The 17,448-nt window shown below is 54.9% G+C and carries 15 protein-coding genes, 2 tRNA genes, 2 rRNA genes and 1 pseudogene (1 of these 20 running past the window's edge); 4 read left to right on the top strand and 16 right to left on the bottom strand.

Features of this window, described 5'->3' with window-relative positions; all coding sequences use genetic code 11:
- Positions 1-43 precede the first annotated feature (43 nt).
- Complete coding sequence (locus tag FOM92_RS13960) at positions 44-541, top strand: phasin family protein (RefSeq protein WP_143777427.1); 498 nt, start codon at positions 44-46, stop codon at positions 539-541.
- 131 nt (positions 542-672) lie between these two features.
- On the opposite strand, the gene FOM92_RS13955 is transcribed toward FOM92_RS13960, so the two are convergent.
- Genes FOM92_RS13955 through FOM92_RS13940 form a run of 4 tightly spaced genes read right to left on the bottom strand, consistent with a single transcriptional unit; the run spans position 673 to position 4,054 of the window.
- On the bottom strand, positions 673-1,794 hold the full coding sequence (locus FOM92_RS13955; protein WP_143777426.1) for an ATP-grasp domain-containing protein: 1,122 nt from the start codon (positions 1,792-1,794) through the stop codon (positions 673-675).
- Positions 1,769-2,992 (bottom strand): tetratricopeptide repeat protein, encoded by a 1,224-nt coding sequence (locus tag FOM92_RS13950; RefSeq protein ID WP_143777425.1) that lies wholly within the window; start codon positions 2,990-2,992, stop codon positions 1,769-1,771. Before FOM92_RS13950 ends, FOM92_RS13955 begins: the two co-directional genes overlap by 26 nt.
- 14 nt (positions 2,993-3,006) lie before the next feature.
- The gene (locus FOM92_RS13945) at positions 3,007-3,576 is read right to left on the bottom strand and encodes a DedA family protein (RefSeq protein ID WP_143777424.1); all 570 of its coding nucleotides are present in this window, start codon (positions 3,574-3,576) and stop codon (positions 3,007-3,009) included.
- 1 nt (position 3,577) lies between these two features.
- Positions 3,578-4,054 (bottom strand): hypothetical protein, encoded by a 477-nt coding sequence (locus FOM92_RS13940; protein WP_143777423.1) that lies wholly within the window; start codon positions 4,052-4,054, stop codon positions 3,578-3,580.
- Between the two features lie 184 nt (positions 4,055-4,238).
- Between FOM92_RS13940 and FOM92_RS13935 the strand changes: the two genes are divergently transcribed.
- A complete protein-coding gene (locus FOM92_RS13935) occupies positions 4,239-4,700 on the top strand; it encodes a YHS domain-containing (seleno)protein (protein ID WP_143777422.1) in 462 nt (153 codons plus the stop codon).
- Positions 4,701-4,772: 72 nt separating this feature from the next.
- On the opposite strand, the gene FOM92_RS13930 is transcribed toward FOM92_RS13935, so the two are convergent.
- Genes FOM92_RS13930 through FOM92_RS13920 form a run of 3 tightly spaced genes read right to left on the bottom strand, consistent with a single transcriptional unit; the run spans position 4,773 to position 6,196 of the window.
- Complete coding sequence (locus FOM92_RS13930) at positions 4,773-5,162, bottom strand: PaaI family thioesterase (protein ID WP_246087308.1); 390 nt, start codon at positions 5,160-5,162, stop codon at positions 4,773-4,775.
- A complete protein-coding gene (locus FOM92_RS13925; RefSeq protein ID WP_170226893.1) occupies positions 5,155-5,772 on the bottom strand; it encodes a TetR-like C-terminal domain-containing protein in 618 nt (205 codons plus the stop codon). Before FOM92_RS13925 ends, FOM92_RS13930 begins: the two co-directional genes overlap by 8 nt.
- On the bottom strand, positions 5,750-6,196 hold the full coding sequence (locus FOM92_RS13920) for a YiiD C-terminal domain-containing protein (protein ID WP_143777420.1): 447 nt from the start codon (positions 6,194-6,196) through the stop codon (positions 5,750-5,752). Before FOM92_RS13920 ends, FOM92_RS13925 begins: the two co-directional genes overlap by 23 nt.
- 168 nt (positions 6,197-6,364) lie before the next feature.
- On the opposite strand from FOM92_RS13920, the gene FOM92_RS13915 reads away from it, so the two are divergent.
- Positions 6,365-7,285 (top strand): CPBP family intramembrane glutamic endopeptidase, encoded by a 921-nt coding sequence (locus FOM92_RS13915; RefSeq protein WP_143777419.1) that lies wholly within the window; start codon positions 6,365-6,367, stop codon positions 7,283-7,285.
- 58 nt (positions 7,286-7,343) lie between these two features.
- Positions 7,344-8,288 carry a carbon-nitrogen hydrolase family protein gene (locus FOM92_RS13910; protein WP_143777418.1) on the top strand — a complete coding sequence of 315 codons (945 nt, stop codon included), beginning with the start codon at positions 7,344-7,346 and terminating at the stop codon, positions 8,286-8,288.
- Positions 8,289-8,488: 200 nt separating this feature from the next.
- Here the strand turns inward: FOM92_RS13910 and FOM92_RS13905 are convergent.
- The 9 genes and pseudogenes from FOM92_RS13905 to FOM92_RS13865 form a co-directional block, all read right to left on the bottom strand.
- A pseudogene (locus FOM92_RS13905) lies at positions 8,489-9,048 on the bottom strand (tyrosine-type recombinase/integrase); the annotation flags it as partial.
- A gap of 143 nt (positions 9,049-9,191) precedes the next feature.
- Positions 9,192-9,278, bottom strand: a tRNA-Leu gene (locus tag FOM92_RS13900).
- Between the two features lie 195 nt (positions 9,279-9,473).
- Positions 9,474-10,748, bottom strand: a complete 1,275-nt coding sequence (locus FOM92_RS13895) for a haloalkane dehalogenase (protein WP_143777417.1) — start codon at positions 10,746-10,748, stop codon at positions 9,474-9,476.
- A 24-nt stretch (positions 10,749-10,772) separates the two neighbouring features.
- On the bottom strand, positions 10,773-11,561 hold the full coding sequence (locus FOM92_RS13890; protein WP_143777416.1) for a crotonase/enoyl-CoA hydratase family protein: 789 nt from the start codon (positions 11,559-11,561) through the stop codon (positions 10,773-10,775).
- 11 nt (positions 11,562-11,572) lie between these two features.
- The gene (locus FOM92_RS13885) at positions 11,573-13,846 is read right to left on the bottom strand and encodes a molybdopterin-dependent oxidoreductase (protein WP_143777415.1); all 2,274 of its coding nucleotides are present in this window, start codon (positions 13,844-13,846) and stop codon (positions 11,573-11,575) included.
- A complete protein-coding gene (locus FOM92_RS13880; RefSeq protein WP_170226892.1) occupies positions 13,843-14,436 on the bottom strand; it encodes a TetR/AcrR family transcriptional regulator in 594 nt (197 codons plus the stop codon). Before FOM92_RS13880 ends, FOM92_RS13885 begins: the two co-directional genes overlap by 4 nt.
- Positions 14,437-14,680: 244 nt before the next feature.
- Positions 14,681-14,757, bottom strand: a tRNA-Met gene (locus FOM92_RS13875).
- Between the two features lie 135 nt (positions 14,758-14,892).
- A 5S ribosomal RNA gene (rrf, locus tag FOM92_RS13870) occupies positions 14,893-15,007 on the bottom strand.
- Between the two features lie 135 nt (positions 15,008-15,142).
- Positions 15,143-17,448, bottom strand: a 23S ribosomal RNA gene (locus FOM92_RS13865); it runs 486 nt beyond the window's last position.

Below are 17,448 nucleotides of genomic sequence, written 5' to 3'. Positions count from 1 at the left end.
CCGAAATGAATTGCAAAGATCGAACTGAGGAAAGGATGTTTCGATGAGTAATGTGACCAAAGAGAAAAATGGTTCTGCAGCCTCGAGTCCTGCAGCACTGATGACCGCACAGACCGAGCAAGCAATCAAGATGGCGAAGGCCAGCTTCGAACAAATCGCAACTAGGTCGCGCGAAGCACTGGAACAAAATATCAAGACAATTGGTGTTGTTACCGAAATGACCCGCGGCAATGTCGATGCATTGCTGGAGTCATCCCGTGCCGCCGCCGGCGGCATGCAGACAATCGCCCAGGAAGTGGCCGACTATTCAAAGCAAGCATTTGAACGGACCACAACGGCCGGCCGGACTATGGCACTCGCCCGCACGGCACCGGAACTGATCCAGCTGCAAAGTGAATTTGCGCGAACCGAGTTTTCAAACTCCATCGCGGAATATTCAAAGCTTTCGCAAACCATGTTCGAAACAATGGCCGCGATATTTGAACCACTTCAAAAGCAGGCCATTACGGCTGCGCAGATCAAGGATCTTTTGAAAGAGTGATCGCAAACACAAATGTCACCGGGGCTTTGCTATATCGAACGCAAATGCCCCGGTGGCCTTGTTTCGAAATGTCACATTCTGGATTCAGGATTTCAGAACAGTTTTGAAGGCTGGCCTGTATGCAGCAACGATCATCCCGTGTGGGGATAGCGCTTGACCAATGATTTCTCGCGCTGCCAGAGCCGAAAGAAGTTACGCCAGCTTTCAGGTCGGACCCCGCGTCGCCGATTGGCCGCGCCCAGTTTGAAAAGTAGAGAATATTGACGGAACAAAGTAGCCCATGCGTCGAATAGCGACATCCGGCTATCCCAGATATGGGTCATTTCCGCACCGGCGCCATTAAATTCGATAATCGCAAAATCCTCACCGCGCTGGAAGGCTTTAAAGTCTGCAAAGCGAACATCGAAACGACCAAAGTGGAACCCGTCAATCGCATCTGCAATGGCATCGAACCGCGCACGCATGGCCTCGGTGATGTAGATGTTTCCATTGCGGAAAATCGCACCTTTGGAATGGCTACCCGAGAAAATAAGTCGTTTCGTTTCGCCCATCGGGATGACCCTGTCGAGTTCATCGCCAAAGCGACTTGTATATAGATGTTGGATTGCCCCGGCGCGGGGATCGGCCATTATCAGTTGGCGCAATGTCGAATGTCCGTCACCAGTCACTTCCGGGAAATATTTGAGCGTGAGCGAGAGGATTTCACCCATTTTTGCGCCGGGTTCGCGAACGTAGAACACCCCGGCCTCCCCCGCTTCGTCAACCATATGCTGGACGATCAGCTTTTCGCCTTTTGGAAAGGCCTCAATATAACGGCGCAACTCTTCGGCCGAACGGACAGGCCTAACACCTGCACCACGGCAACCTATATCGGGCTTCGCGACCAGGGGATAATCAAGGCCCGCTGTCTCGATCATTGTCATGATCGCAGGCCATTGTGTGTCCATGTCGCGATCAAGGCGACGTATAACGATATAGTCAGGCAACAATTTGCGCTCAGGACCGCGCAACTTTGCAAATAACTCGCTTTTCCGTTCGCCAACCAAACCGCCTGCAGGAAATCCTGGATTAGCTGCAAGAGGTGCTCTCAGACTCCGGTATCGGATCATCTGACAGCCAATCCAGCACCAAACGGGAGCATAGAATTTCCATGCTGGCCAGAATTCAAAATGCGACAATGGGGGGCCGTCACCAAAAGGTGGCATAGCCTGGACAGGATCGTTAAAATCAGGCTGCGACACGATGCTGTTCATGGACTGCCCGAGTGATGTTACAGGTCGATTTACGTACACTGTCGGCGAAAATCTGCTCGAAAAGCTCCCGCTGGATATTGCTACCGCCCAATTCGTCGAGATGATGGAATGCTGGCGCAAAAGCAGCGGCAGCTTCACGATATTCGCCATATGCGTAGGCAAGGATCCCCCGGGCAAGTGCACCCGCGACCCGATTGCTCTGAAGATGCGCCACCAGCCTGTCGGCAGCGTCGGTCCGCTTGCTTTGCGTCAAAGCGATCAGATAGTGCAAATCAAGGAACCGGTTTATTCCTTCTGTCTCCCGGCCTTCAACATGATCGGCAATATCGGCCCAGCGCTGCGCGGAATGGAAGCCCTGCATCTCCAGCCGAAACAGGAGAGAGATGGCATTTATCTGGTCCTGTGCATGTCCCTTGCGGACGCCCCAGACTTTTTCATCAAATATCTGCAACGCCGCTGTTTTATTGCCGAGTTCCAATTCTATCAGCGCGAGATGCCACCAATTGTGGGTCAGCATGAACGACGAACAGCGATCCCAGCCATGGGATACGCTGTGCAGAAATGCCCTTGCCTCTATCATCTGGTCCATGGATAATAGCGCGTGCGCCAACGCATGTTGGGCCCACGGGTCCCGATCCGCATTTAATTCCAATGCCCGACGTGCGAAGCGAAGCGCCACTTCGCTGTGTCCGGACTGCTCCAACGCAAATGCATGCAAGCCAAGTGCGTAGCCGCAACGGCCTTCCACCGCTGCCGCCATGCCGGACGTTCGTAACATGCCAACATAATCAGCGTCATTGAGTTCGAGTATCTGGCACAGCTTTGCGGCGACAACATCATGCGGCGATCCCTCGACGACATTGCGCAATTTGGTAATTGCCGTACGTTCGTCGCCCTGTCCCCAGGCTGCAATAGCATTGATGGTGTCGATCTCCCTCCTGCTGCAGAAGGCGATATTGGATAGAGCCGTAACAATATGCGGCGCCGCCTGAACCTGGCCTTCACGGGTCATTTGCGTAAGGTAGATCGCGGCAGCATATGCCTGCGCCAGGGCGCATTCAGGATCGGCGGCAACCGCGTCGAATATGACCCGCGCACCCGCACCATGACTGAGTAGTTCCTCGGCAAATGCGTGGATAGCAAGGGCAGCGGTCGGCGAACATGTCGTTATGGGCAAATAGGTATATTCCTCGTTCATTGCCTTCTCCTCTCCTATGAGAATTCCGGTCTAAAAATTTTTGTTTTGATCCACTTGATCGCTGCGCCGACGACCAACAGTGCCGCTGTTACCGGCAACGCAATGGCGACGAGCTGCTGTGCACCGGCCTCGCCGGCATAGTGTGCTACGGCGAACAGTGTTCCGGTCCAGAACGGTGTTGTTACCGCAATGATTGCAGCGACCGGGATAAAAGGCGCCGCTATAAGTCCACTTGCGGTATATACCGGCAAGCGCGAACCGGGGAGGAATCGCGCCGCAAAAACCAATGTCAGAACGCGTCCCGACAGCCAGCTTTCCGCGCGCTTGACATCGGCGCGTGCACGCAAATTGCGACCCGGTTTCGTGTTTCCACCCCAACGGCCAAAGGCATATAGCGCGAGGTCGCCCACGGCCGTGCCAAGGATGACACCGGACAATGCGGCAACGGGATCAGCCCCGCTTTGAGATACCAATATGCCTGCTGCCACAGTGGCTACATCTTCGGCTACAAATGTGGCCGCGAAGAGAAACAATCCCAGTATCAGTGGTTGCTGGCTGAATGACAGGAGGAGATCGGCGAGCATCTCAGCGTTCCCGGCGAACCAGACGAATAATTTCGCCGATCGCTTCGCGGCTCATCCACAGCAAGCCTGCCGATGCGAGCCAGACGCCGCAAGCCAGCGCGAACAACTCACCGCCATCATGTGTTCCGTCGGCATTCAATACCGAAACGCCGAGAGGAGTAAAAAGATGGAAGAAAATAGCTCCCGAGATCACACCCATCGCCATTGCCGCACCAAGAGGCCGGAATTTTCCAAAGCGGTCCGAAAGCGCGGCCAGCAAGATTACCGAAGCGATGAGTTCCGAAGTTCCGACGACATATTGCGAAAAGATACCCGTCGGTGCGAAAAGCCCGGGCCATCCCAGAGAGCTGCCCCAGACATCCAGCGTCCCGAAAATATACTGTGTTTCCGGCGAGTTGGTGAATTTGAAGAACAACGACTGGATGAAAACGAACGCAATGTAGAGCGTAAAGATTATTGGTAGATATCGGCGTAGCATGGCTTTCCCCTCAGTCGCTTTAATGGAGCGAAATTGCCAAATTCCGGCATCGGGGTGAAATCACCTTTGGTTATCGTTTTCATGCATGTTGTGGATTTTCGGCCGCCGCTGGGGACTGTTTGTAACCGACGTCTGCGGGGCACCGAACAAGCGTCGAATTTCATATCATCAAAAGGGATATCATATGGCCAAATATCATGCCTTCGCTGCGGCCCTGTTCGGATGTGCATTGCTCATGGTGCCGACGCAAAGTTTTGCGAAGACCGAACCCGTATATACTGGTACCTTTAACAACATCGCAGTGTCAGGTTATGACCCTGTGGCCTATTTCCTGAGCGGTCGTCCCGTCAAAGGAAGTTCGTCGTACAAGACAATGTACAAGGGTGCCGAATTTCGATTTGCGAGCGCTGCCAATCTTGCCAAGTTCAAAGCCAACCCTGCCGCTTATGCGCCGCAATATGGCGGCTATTGCGCCTGGGCTATCAGTCAGGGTTACACGGCATCCGGCGATCCGACCGTGTGGAAAATTGTGAACGGCAAGCTTTACCTGAATTACAACCGCGAAGTTGGAGAGCGCTGGGGAAAAGATATACCGGGCCATATTCGATCCGCGAACATTAACTGGCCCAAAATTCTCGCCAAATAAAGTGTTGCATGTGCCGCCAAGTGGTCAACGCTTGACCCTTGGCGACCGCAACGCGTGCGCCACCCTTCCCGGCTACAAAACAAGCTGCGTCTGAGTCACCATTGCAACCTGCTGTCCGTTTTTGCGCTTAATTACGGTCTGCCAGACCGATAGACGCTTGCCGACCTTGATCGGTACCGTCACCGATTCAACCACTTCTCCTTCGGGAGCGGCACCCAGAAAATTGCTTTTGCTTTCGATGGTTGTGGTGCCTTTGGCTCCATCCGGCAAATTTAGAGATGCTCCTATTGCGCCAACAGCATCGGCAAATGCCATGATCGCGCCACCATGCATTATCCCGCCTGTAGTGCATAGATCGGCACGCACTTCGATCTCTGCCTCGATTTTGTCTTTACCTGCGCTTGTGACTTTAACGCCCATCAATTTCGAAAATGGCATCACGTCCGCGATGTTTTTAGTCATGGTCTGTTTCTCCAATTTCTTTCCAAATTTCCTGCGCTGTGCCTGGCGGAGCACTTTCAAGATTAACAATTGCGAGAAATTCACGGATAAAGTCGTCATTGCTGCGCGGCATGAGAACGCCCGCCTGTTGCAGCGCTATTGCGCCGTGGGACAACATCCACAACCGCATTACCGCTCTGCGTTGGATCGTGGCGCTGGGCTCATTTTCGGCCAGAATACGCACGGATATTGCGATCACGCGGTCTGCGGCTGTGCGCAACATCGGGCTTTTCTCAAAGGCAGAATATCCCTGCTGCATCATCAAGCGGTAAAGGCCGGGATTATCCAATGCGAACGATACAAAAGAAACAAGAAAGGCATCCCGGTTTTCGACCACCTCCAACTGTTTGCACAGCTTTTGAAAACCGCACGCCGCAATATCGGCATCAAGACCAGCCTTATCGCCAAATTGCGCTGTAATGGCACGGTGAGCAACGCCAAGCTTCGCAGCCAGCTCGCGCAACGAATAATGTCCGTCCGCTGTCTTTTCGACCAAGGCCAAACCTTCGGTGACAGCCTCTCGTGCTACATTGCCGTGATGAAAGCTTTCACGCTGTTGTTTTTTTGACATGCCAATGGACATCCATGTTCGCGACCTCGCGCTTTTCTGTGTCGAAGATCGAAACCTGAACCGGAAAACGTGCGCGGCCGTTTTGCGAGATTTCCTGTCGTATTTCGCTCGCCGTAATCCCCATTCTGGCCTTCGCCTCAAGAGCGCCGCGTGCAACCTGAAGATAGGTAATTGTCGAATCTGCAACGGTTGGGCGGATTTCCATGAGAACCGGTGCCAGTGCCCCTGCCATAGCGGCGCCTGACGCGGCTTCGGCGAGCGTGAACAACGCACCGGCATGTACCGAACCGATATGATTCAGGCATTCCGCTTTTTCGGGAAGACGTGCAACTGCACCCTGGTCGTCAAGCGTTACAATTTCCACTCCCACATAGCTTGCAAATGGCACACTGGTTTGAAGATGGGCGACGACAAAATCGAACATTAAAGCCTCCTATTTATCCACTGTATAAATTGACCGGGCATTCTTGTCAAATGTGATGGATTTCTTGGAAGAGAGATCGACTTGATCTGAAACGCCAATAACATTCAGGCATACAATCTATAACCCTTGGGCTAAAGTACATGTGTTATCCATTGGTCGAGAAACAGAATGATCTTGGCAGATGTAACAGGGCCCAGCGCTCGTCGCGTGATTACCGCCTATCTCGCACTCTGGTGCGCAAGTGTAGGTTACCTCGCTTTTGCCGGTGCCGATTGGGTCTTTCCGGTTGTTGCGCTGATCTTATTTGGCATTGGATTGTCTGCGCTGGCTTGGGCGCTCACCCGTGGCCTGAAACTACAGGCTATCGAAGTAGTGCGTCCCAAAAATGAATCTCTGACATTGTTGGTATATCTGGCTGTTTATGCTGTGATTCTAGTGGGTGTAGGATTGGGAGTGGTACGCGCATTCGCGCCGGAGGGTGTCGTCCGAGAATTGCTTATCATATGCTACAAGCTTGTCATCCATGTTGGTTTGCCTGCCCTGATCATTGTGGGGTTTCAGGGTCAACTTAAACCCCTGTTAAGAGGCATCGGACGTGAACGAAGTTATTGGACAACTTTCGTTGTCCTTGCCGCAATTCTTTTTGGATTGCTGGCTGTCGTCAGCCCTTCCCTGAATGCAATTGCGGCCACCGGTGTTATTTGGCCGACCGCATTTCTCTGGATCCTTGCATCTTGGATATGGATGTCCGTTGAAGCCGGGCTGTGCGAAGAATTTCTGTTTCGAGCTTGTCTGCAGTCAAGGCTTTCCGCTTGGTTGGACTCGCCACTCGCTGCTGTGTTACTCGTGTCGGTGCTGTTCGCGCTATCCCATTGGCCCGGTCTCTATTTGCGCGGTAGTGCGGATACGGATGGCTGGTCGACGGATCCGGTACAGGTAGCAGCATTCACCATTGCGACACTTTCTCCTCTGTCGATTTTCTTTGGAGTTTTGTGGGAAAGAACTCGCAGCCTGCTTCTGATCGCTCTTCTACATGGCGCTGTTGATGCTCTGCCGAACACCGCTGAGATGATAATATTGTGGCGCTAAACTTTGCCCGGACATGGGGTGCAAATTTCCAAACTCATATTTTGAGGCGGCGAAATATATGAAAGTAGCAATTGTCCAGGCGGCCCCCATTCCATTTGCAGTCGGCGATGGCGTTGCCAAGGCTTTCGACCTTGCGAGGGAGGCCATAGCGGCAGGTGCCGAAATTGTCGCTTTTGGCGAAACATTTGTGGGTGGCTATCCGATATGGCTTGACGAAGCACCGGGGGCGGCACTTTGGGACCATCCGGGTACAACGGCCCTACACCGGATATTGCTCGAACATGCCATCGTCGAAGGCGACTCAAGGCTTGCCAATTTGCAAGCACTTGCTGATAAAAGTGGTGCGCTGATTTCTATAGGTCTGCACGAGCGACGTCGTTCCAGCCTCTACAACAACCAGTTACTGATCAGGCCCAATGCGCCACCTCTTAACCATTACAAACTGGTGCCTACACACGGTGAGCGATTGATTTGGGGGCGAGGCGATGGCTCAACACTCGCCGTGCATAGGTCGGAGTGGGGCAATTTGGGCAGCTTGATTTGCTGGGAACATTGGATGCCGATGGCACGTGCGGCAATGCACGCACAAAATGAGGCAGTCCATGTAGCCTGTTGGCCGACCGTTCGCGAAAGTCACGCCATAGCCTCCCGTCATTATGCCTTTGAAGGACGATGTTTTGTTCTGGCAACGGGGCTCGTGCAGTGGCGCGACGATCTGATTAATGGCTTGCAGAGCGTTGGGGGCAACGCGGACGGAGAAGCTTTGCTACGGACAATCCCCGATGGCCAGCGCATTCATGGCTACAGCCTTATCATTGCCCCCGATGGGCGTATTTTGGCGCAGGCGGGATCGGTTGAGGAAACCATTTTTGCGGACATTGATCTGGCCGAAATCGGTGCAGGCCTTGCTGCTCTTGATACCGATGGGCACTATAGTCGCCCGGATATTTTCGAGCTTCGCGTCAATACCCAGAAAAGTGTGGGTGTGATTTTTGATGAGTGAACGCAAGGAAGACCGCCGACAACATATATCACTAAGAGACTAATGTTGCTCAACCGTACGCAGATTGCCAAGTAAGCCCGGATCTATTTCTTGGTCATTGGGCTTCGCCACACTTAAATCCCGGACGTGGGCAAGTTTGGCGATTTCCTCAAGCTCGAGCATATTGTAACCGACTGCTAAGTGGTCGGATAGCTAAGCATTCAGTTGGCTGAGCCAGCTTTTAGCTCATCCAAATAGTCCGACCACCACTGGGCCATTTCAACCCGTTCAGCCCAGTGTGTGCCTCGATGATATGTACCGCGCACTGAACTTGAGTTATCATGCGCCAATGCCCGCTCAATGGCATCAACGCTCCACCGGCCTGACTCGTTGAGTAGCGTACTTGCCATCGCTCGAAAGCCATGGGCTGTCATTTCAGATCCTGAATAGCCCATACGCCGCAACGCAGCATTGATGGTGTTTTCAGACATAGGCCGCAAGCCAGTGTGCAATGATGAAAATACATATTTTTGATTGCAGGTTAGCGGGCGGGCTCGATCGAGTATCTCTAGCGACTGCCTCGATAGCGGAACAAGGTGGGGCTGGCGCATTTTCATTTTCCGGCCGGTATGGTCCATATCCCAACATCTAAGTTGAACTCATTCCATTCAGAATGCCTCAATTCGCCGGGCCTCACAAAGACATGAGGCGTCAATTGCGGAGCAAGCTTAGTCAGCGGGTAACCCTCGAAACGGTCGATAGCCCATAATAGCTGACCGACAGCTTCCAAATGGCCCCCAACTTGGCCCGAAAACGTCGCGAATGGCGACGAATAAGGGCGAACAAAGGCGGTGGCCTAGGCCCAATTTTTAGCAGTTTTCTGCGGGTTTTGCAAACTTTCGCGAACAACCGCGAAAGGGCGTCTGGTGCCCAGAAGAGGACTCGAACCTCCACGCCCTTGCGAGCGCCAGCACCTGAAGCTGGTGCGTCTACCAATTCCGCCATCTGGGCACGGGGTAGGCCGCGCCGATGCCGTATTGCGCGCGCCTTGTCAATGCCGCCGCGTTGTTTTGGTGAACTATTTCCGGTCAAATTCTGTCGTGCACGCCATAAGCTGCAGAAAAGGACCCGTCCGTCCCATCCTTTCCGGCTGTATTTACAAACCGCCGCCTATGCGGAAAGCCTGGGGAATGGGGTCAATAAGGTTCACAGGCCAAAGGCTGCGAGGGCTGCGAGGGCTATTCTGTCCCCTTTCTCCTGCACGAAATGACCGGCATCGGGAACCTCAAGCGGTGGTGGACATCCTTTTATCTGCTGGCGCAGCGATGCCATAACGTCCGGCCCCAGGACAGGGTCGGTCATGCCGACGGCCATGAATGTTGGCCCGTTCCATTCGCTTCCCCACCAGGTGCGTGCGCGCTTGGTCTCGGCGATCCCGTCCATGTCGGGATCGGTCATCACCAGTTCGGGGAAGCGCCGCACACCCGCCTTGTACCGCGCATCAGGAAATGGTGCGGCATAGGCTGCGGCCTCTTCTGCCGAAAGGTCGGGCTGGCTGCGTTGGAAGAGCGCCGCGATATCCATATCCGGACGGCTGCGATTGAAGTCGCGCCAACGGACAAAACCTTCACTTACCGGTTCGCCCACCGGAATGGCCGTGTTCATCACCAGCAGCCGCGTGAAACGATCCGGCATATCGGGCGGAATTGTCAGCCCCAGAATGCCGCCCCAATCCTGACAAACCAGTACAATATTCCGAAGATCCAGCGCCTCGATCAGGGCGCAGAGCATGCCGCGGTGAAAGGCGAAGGAATAAATCGATTCATCGACCGGCTTGTCCGATCGCCCGAATCCCAGCAAGTCAGGCGCTATGACCCGATGACCGGCCCCTGCAAAGACCGGTATCATCTTGCGGTACAGATAGGACCATGCCGGCTGGCCATGAAGACACAGGAAAGAAACGGCGGCGTCCTTTGGACCTTCGTCAAGATAATGCACCCGCAGGCCTTCGTAACCGGCGAGGGTGTCGATATAATGGGGTGTAAAGGAATAGCCGGGCAATCCCACAAAGCGGCCATCGTCTGTGCGCAGTGCTTCCATGATGGGTAACCTTTGCGGCCATTGCGACAGGATCGTCGCAGCATCGAAATAATCCCGCCAATAGGTGATGAGGCCGTTGCGGACTTCGAACACACCGGTCACAGGAAGCTCCACCCATTTGTCGGCGAGCTGGTGCCGATCGATCCGCTCGCAAAAGACCACAGGTCCCGCCTGGGCTGCGCGCAGGATCAGAAACTCGTTCCGGATCGTGGGCGCGAAAAAGGGTTCCAGCACTGCGCGGATACCCTCAGGTCCGGTCACGGTGCCGATCGGCGGCGGGTTGGTATAGACGCAATCGGGCGCCACCAGCGCCGTCGCTGCTGGATAATCCAGTATCTCCATCGCCTTTAGAAAGGATCGCACAATATCGGTTGGCTGCACGGTTATATCCTCTTTCCGTTCCAACTATCTGCCCTGAAACTGTGCAGGTCGGCGCTCTATAAAGGATCGGATGCCTTCGGCGGCATCCTCTGTCCCCAGAACCCTGGCACGGATGGCGGGGATACACGCGATTGCGGCCGACTCCCCTGTTTCGATAAATGTTCGGCCGGCTTCTTTTGTCATCTGGATACCGAGGGGAGCATTGGCCACAATTGTCCGGGCAAGTTCCATTGCGCGCTCTATTTGGCTGCCGATCGGCACAACTTCCTGGATCAGGCCGATGCGATAGGCTTCGTCCGCGTCAAATTCATCACAGGTGAGAAGATGGTACATCGCATTGCCCCAACCTGCGCGGGTCAGATAGCGGAAATGCGCCCCTCCCAAAGGTGCGATGCCCCGCTTGGCCTCCATCTGGCAGAATCGTGTATTCTGGGCAGCGACGACAATATCCCCCGCCAGCGCCATCTCGATCCCTACCGTAAAGCAAATTCCCTGGACCGCCGTGACGATAGGTTTACGGCATTGTCGTGACAGGCCGAAGGGATCGACCGCCCCCTCCGGTACGGGACGCGCGTTCGCACCCGGTCCAAAAAATTTGGGCATGTCGAGGCCTGCGGTAAAGTCATCTCCATTTGCGCAGAGCACCCCGGCCCAGAGATCAGGATCTTCATCCAGAAGGGTCAATGCCGCGGACAGCTGCTGCATCATTTCAGGCGAAAAGCTGTTCTTTTTCGCCGGATTGTCGATGGTGATCCGAAGAATCCGGTCAACCCGTTCAGAGTGGACACGTCCGGCGGTGGCTGTTGAATCCATGACAATCTCCTTCAGGCTACGCGTTCCAGGCGGGCGGGTACATATTTGTGCCAGGGCGTTCCAACGATGGGATCGCGCCAGCGGTAATCCGTCAGATTGTTAAGCGCGACGCCCAGACGTTTGATCGAACCGTCTGCCTGCCGCACATCAAGTCCCTGGCCGTTGGGAAGCGATACATGTCCGGGGCGGCATCCTTCATGCAGCTCGACGACAGTCCGCGCCCGGTCACGCGAGGTAACAATGTCAACCATATCGCCGTCGGCAATGCCCAGACGCTCGGCATCGACCGGACTGATCCGCAATGTGCTTTCCAACGATCCCTTGCGGAGCCAGGTCGCGTCACGAATGCTGGTATTGCTGGTTTCGGTACGCCGTTCGCCGGCCGAAAGGATCAGCGGAAATTCCGGGTCCACAGGCGGCCCCGCCGGATCGAGCGAAAGCAGCTGCTCCAGCAGATCAGGTATGTGGAGATTGATGCGGTTGCCGGGCTGCCGCAACAAATGCCAACCGCCTGCCTCCATATGTGAAAAGACAATCCCCGAGGGCGAGGCGAGTATTGCCTCGAACAGGCGGTTGCCGGCCAACGGTCCGCTATAGCCGGCTGCCGCAGCCTCCTCCGGAAAATTGCGGACAAACAACTGCGCGATGCCCCAAAGCGCGGCTGCATTTCCCATGCCCGCAGGCAGGACATCGCCCAGCGCCCGGTACAAGAGGACAGGCTCAACCGACATCAACTCAGGCTTTGCGGATGTCGCCTGGGCAAAGGCCATGGCAAATGCATCCAGATTACCGGCGGCAGATTTTAAAGCCGTAACGTCTGCCGCGTCGATGGCCCCCAAGGCTTCACACAACCGGCTATGTATTTCGCCTTCTTCCCATGTGCCGTCGCGCGGCGGGAAAAGGGGATGGCGTAACTGGAATGCATTGTCCTTTGGTTCGAAGTTGAAAAAGCTAGCCTCTGCTTTTTCAAACTGGCTGCAGGCAGGCAGCACATAGTCCGCTTCGCTGGCCGTCTCGGTCATCGCGACATCGATCACGACGCTGAAGTCCAGCGCCCGCATCGCTTCGCGCATACGGTTTGAATCCGCGAGGGAATGTACAGGGTTCGAACTTTCGACAATCATCGCGCGGAAACGGTGGGGATGGTCCGTCAGAATTTCTTCTGTAATGGCGTTGCAGGGGATCAGCCCCATAATCACCGGAAATCCCGTGACCGGCGAGCGTCGCCAGTTGCGGTCGCCATGCGACTTGGCCCGCGCACCCGCACCGGCACCTCCGCCGCTTCCCAGCGGACGGAAGGGAACAAAGGCGTAGCTGGTTCCGGAACGGCCAAAGCTTCCGGTCAGACCGATCAGCAAACGGTGGAGATATGAGCCAAGGGTCGAATGCACGCCCATCTGCATGCCGAGATCTTCCATCGAGGCCATGGTCCGGGCGCGGGCCATCCGACGCGCCGCAGCCCGGAGAAGGTCCTCGCCCACATCACAAACCTGCGCGAATTCCCGTACCGGTATGCGTTGCAGGACATCGAGCACGGGCTCGGCATTGGCAACATGCTCGGCCATCCAGGCGCTATTGTATAATTGCTCCTGAACCAGAATCGCCGCGAGCGCGCCAAGACACCATGCGTCGGTCCCCGGACGGATCGCCAGATGATAATCGGCCATGGCGGCGGTTTCGCTTTTGCGCGGGTCAATGACGATCATCGAACGGTCCGGGTCCGCGGCAATTTCACGAAGCACGAGCCGGGCGCGCGGAAAGCCGTTCGATTGCCAGGGGTTTTTGCCGATCAGCAGCGCCACTTCGGCATGTTCAAAATCATGATGCATACCGCAGCCGAACATCCGGGCCTGGACCCAGGCTTCGCCCGTTTTTTCCTGCGCAAGGGCATTCGACCGATAGCGCACGCCCAATGCCGAAAGTGTCGCCTGGGCATAGACACCGGGTAAGTGATTTCCCTGCCCGCCGCCGCCATAGTAAAATATGCTTTCCCCGCCATATTCGTTGCGTACTGCCGCCAGCCGTGCGGCCACTTCGCGGATTGCGGTGGCCCAGTCGACAGTCTCATAGGTGCCATCGGCCCGTCGGCGCATCGGTGACGACAGCCGGTCTCGGCCTTGCTGGTAGGCGTCCATCCGCTGCGCCTTTTCGCAAACATAGCCTTTAGTCACCGGGTGGTTCTGGTCAGGACGGACACGGGTAATCCGCGTTCCTTCGGTCTGGACTTCGATCCCGCAATTCATCGAGCAGATCATGCATGCGGTCGGTTTCCATTCGGCACTCATTGTTCCTCTCCTCGCTGTTCTTCAAACGCATCCGCCAATATGGCACTCGCGTCGCGGCATGCCTGCAGAACGGCATCTGACGTAGTCGGATCCGGTAACGCACGGGCAAGTGCCAGCCCGCCAATCGCAAGTGCAAGCAGGGCAATGTCTTCCCCCGGCGGAGTACCGCCATAATCCGCCTGCCGATCGAGCAAGGACTGCGCAACACAGGCTGCATAGGCGTTTTGAAAGGCCGTGCCGCCATGTGGCACTTCGCTTACCAGCGCCGAAAGCGGGCAGCCCGTTTCGGGATGATCACGATGGGATCGCGCCAGATAGCGCGCCGCCAACAACTTGCGCCGTTCAGCCCGCGACAGACTGCCGGGAAGGTGCTTCGCCGTATTACCGACATTTTCCATCGCCCATTCGAGCGCAGCGACATCCAGAGCTTCCTTGCTTGGAAAATGGACATAGAAGCCCCCATGGGTCAGCCCGGCATCGCGCATGAGACGGTGCACCGCATTGCCCGCAAGCCCTTCGGTCCGCAGCCGCGCCGCGGCCAGATCGAGAATTTTCGTCCGTGTTGCTGCCTTTTGTTCTGATCGATTCACACCCGCCTCCTGTACAACAAAGATTTCATATGATATTTATCATGTCAAATGAAATGGGAGGCCGCGGATCGTGGGGGCTTTTGATCAGGACCATGCGTTTCGTCCAAAATCCGGCATATGAATTGGCTGTGAGAAGGTGGTTATGGCATCCACAACCCAGGACATTGCGTCTCAATAGCCCAAAACGACAAAAGCCCCGCTGGTAACAGCGAGGCTCGTAAAACTTTGTTTTATTAGGAAAAGTTGGTTGCGGGAGTAGGATTTGAACCTACGACCTTCAGGTTATGAGCCTGACGAGCTACCGGGCTGCTCCATCCCGCGCCACCAACATGATCGATGCCGCAGCATGCGATCAAAACAAAAAAAGGCGGACACCATCGAATGTCGACAGCGATCCGCCTTTTGAATTATGAATGGGTTTATCCAATGCACTTTTTCGCGAGCGCCGGCTGCAATGCCTGGCGACGCCCTACTCTTCCAACGCTTAAGCGGTAGTACCATCGGCGCAGTTTGGTTTCACGGCCGAGTTCGGGATGGGATCGGGTGGGTCACAAACGCTATGGCCACCAAGCAATGAAGCAGGCGCTCACAAACAAGTGATATTGGGTTAAAATCGATGCCCGTGCAGGGAATAAGATATCTGGTGTGACTTAATCATCCGCCATCATCATGCTGAAGCAATCAGCACTGTCATTGATGGTGGGACTTCAAGCGCGAAAAGAGTAATTAGGATTGGTTAGCTTCACGCATTACTGCGCTTCCACACCCAACCTATCAACGTAGTGGTCTACTACGACTCGATGAAATCTAATCTCGAGGGAGGCTTCCCGCTTAGATGCTTTCAGCGGTTATCCCGTCCATACATAGCTACCCTGCTGCGCGGCTGGCGCCACGACAGGTACACCAGAGGTATGTTCAACCCGGTCCTCTCGTACTAGGGTCAACTCCTCTCAAATTTCGACGCCCACGGCAGATAGGGACCAAACTGTCTCGCGACGTTCTGAACCCAGCTCACGTACCACTTTAATTGGCGAACAGCCAAACCCTTGGGACCTGCTCCAGCCCCAGGATGTGATGAGCCGACATCGAGGTGCCAAACGATTCCGTCGATATGAGCTCTTGGGAATCATCAGCCTGTTATCCCCGGCGTACCTTTTATCCGTTGAGCGATGGCCCTTCCACGAGGGACCACCGGATCACTATGACCGACTTTCGTCTCTGCTCGACTCGTCAGTCTCGCAGTCAGGCAGGCTTATGCCATTGCACTCTAACAGACGGTTTCCAACCGTCCTGAGCCTACCATCGCGCGCCTCCGTTACTCTTTAGGAGGCGACCGCCCCAGTCAAACTACCCGCCACAGAGGGTCCCCGAACCGGATAACGGTCCTGGGTTAGACATCAGAAAACAACAGGGTGGTATTTCACATTTTGGCTCCACTCGAACTGGCGCCCAAGTTTCAAAGCCTCCCACCTATTCTACACAGTTCTTTCCTAATGCCACTCTGAAGCTGCAGTAAAGGTGCACGGGGTCTTTCCGTCTAACCGCGGGTACTCCGCATCTTCACGGAGAATTCAATTTCGCTGAGCATATCCTGGAGACAGTGGGGAAGTCGTTACGCCATTCGTGCAGGTCGGAACTTACCCGACAAGGAATTTCGCTACCTTAGGACCGTTATAGTTACGGCCGCCGTTTACTGGGGCTTCAATTCGGAGCTTGCACTCCTCCTCTTAACCTTCCAGCACCGGGCAGGCGTCAGACCCTATACGTCGTCTTGAAGCCGACTTAGCAGAGTCCTGTGTTTTTGCTAAACAGTCGCTACCCCCTGGCCTGTGCCCCCTCATACTGCTTGCGCAATGTGAGGGCCTCCTTCTTCCGAAGGTACGGAGGCAATTTGCCGAGTTCCTTCAGGATACTTCTCTCAAACGCCTTGGTATACTCTACCTGACCACCTGTGTCGGTTTCGGGTACGGTCTATACGGTGGGGCTATTTCCTGGAACCTCTTCGAAGCCAGTTCAATCCAATAAGAACTGACAACTCACGAGATCCGTCACACACCACCAGGCCCACGAATATTAACGTGGTTCCCATCGACTACCCCCTTCGGGCTCGTCTTAGGGGCCGGCTTACCCTGCTCAGATTAGCTTTAAGCAGGAACCCTTGGTCTTTCGGCGGGAGGGTGTCTCACCCTCCTATCGCTACTCATGTCTGCATTCGCACTTCCGATACCTCCACGACCCATTACCAGATCGCTTCATCGGCCTACGGAACGCTCCGCTACCGCGTACGCAAAAGCGCACACCCTAAGCTTCGGTACATATCTTTAGCCCCGTTACATTTTCGCCGCAGGATCTCTTATTTAGACCAGTGAGCTGTTACGCTTTCTTTAAAGGATGGCTGCTTCTAAGCCAACCTCCTGGTTGTTTTGGAAATCCCACATGCTTCACCACTTAGATATGATTTGGGGACCTTAGCTGTAGGTTAGGGCTGTTTCCCTTTTGACGACGGACCTTAGCACCCGCCGTCTGTCTCCCGGACTAACTCGATGGTATTCGGAGTTTGGTTAGAATTGGTAGATCTCGCGACCCCCGCATCCATCCAGTGCTCTACCCCCATCGGAAAACATCCGAGGCACTACCTCAATAGTTTTCGCGGAGAACCAGCTATTTCCCGGCTTGATTGGCCTTTCACCCCTAAACACAACTCATCCGACAATTTTTCAACATTGAACGGTTCGGTCCTCCAGTGCGTGTTACCGCACCTTCAACCTGGTCATGCATAGATCGCCGGGTTTCGGGTCTAATGCATCATACTCAGTCGCCCTATTCAGACTCGCTTTCGCTACGCCTACACCTAACGGCTTAAGCTTGCATGATACATTAAGTCACAGACCCATTATACAAGAGGTACGCTGTCACCCCATAAAGAGGCTCCAACTGATTGTAAGCATTCGGTTTCAGGTACTGTTTCACTCCCCTCATCGGGGTGCTTTTCACCTTTCCCTCACGGTACTA

It is taken from the genome of Sphingorhabdus contaminans, from assembly GCF_007280415.1.
Taxonomy (GTDB): domain Bacteria; phylum Pseudomonadota; class Alphaproteobacteria; order Sphingomonadales; family Sphingomonadaceae; genus Sphingorhabdus_B; species Sphingorhabdus_B contaminans.
The sequence above is the reverse complement of the archived record's forward strand: the minus strand, read 5'-3'. Positions and strand labels throughout refer to the sequence as shown.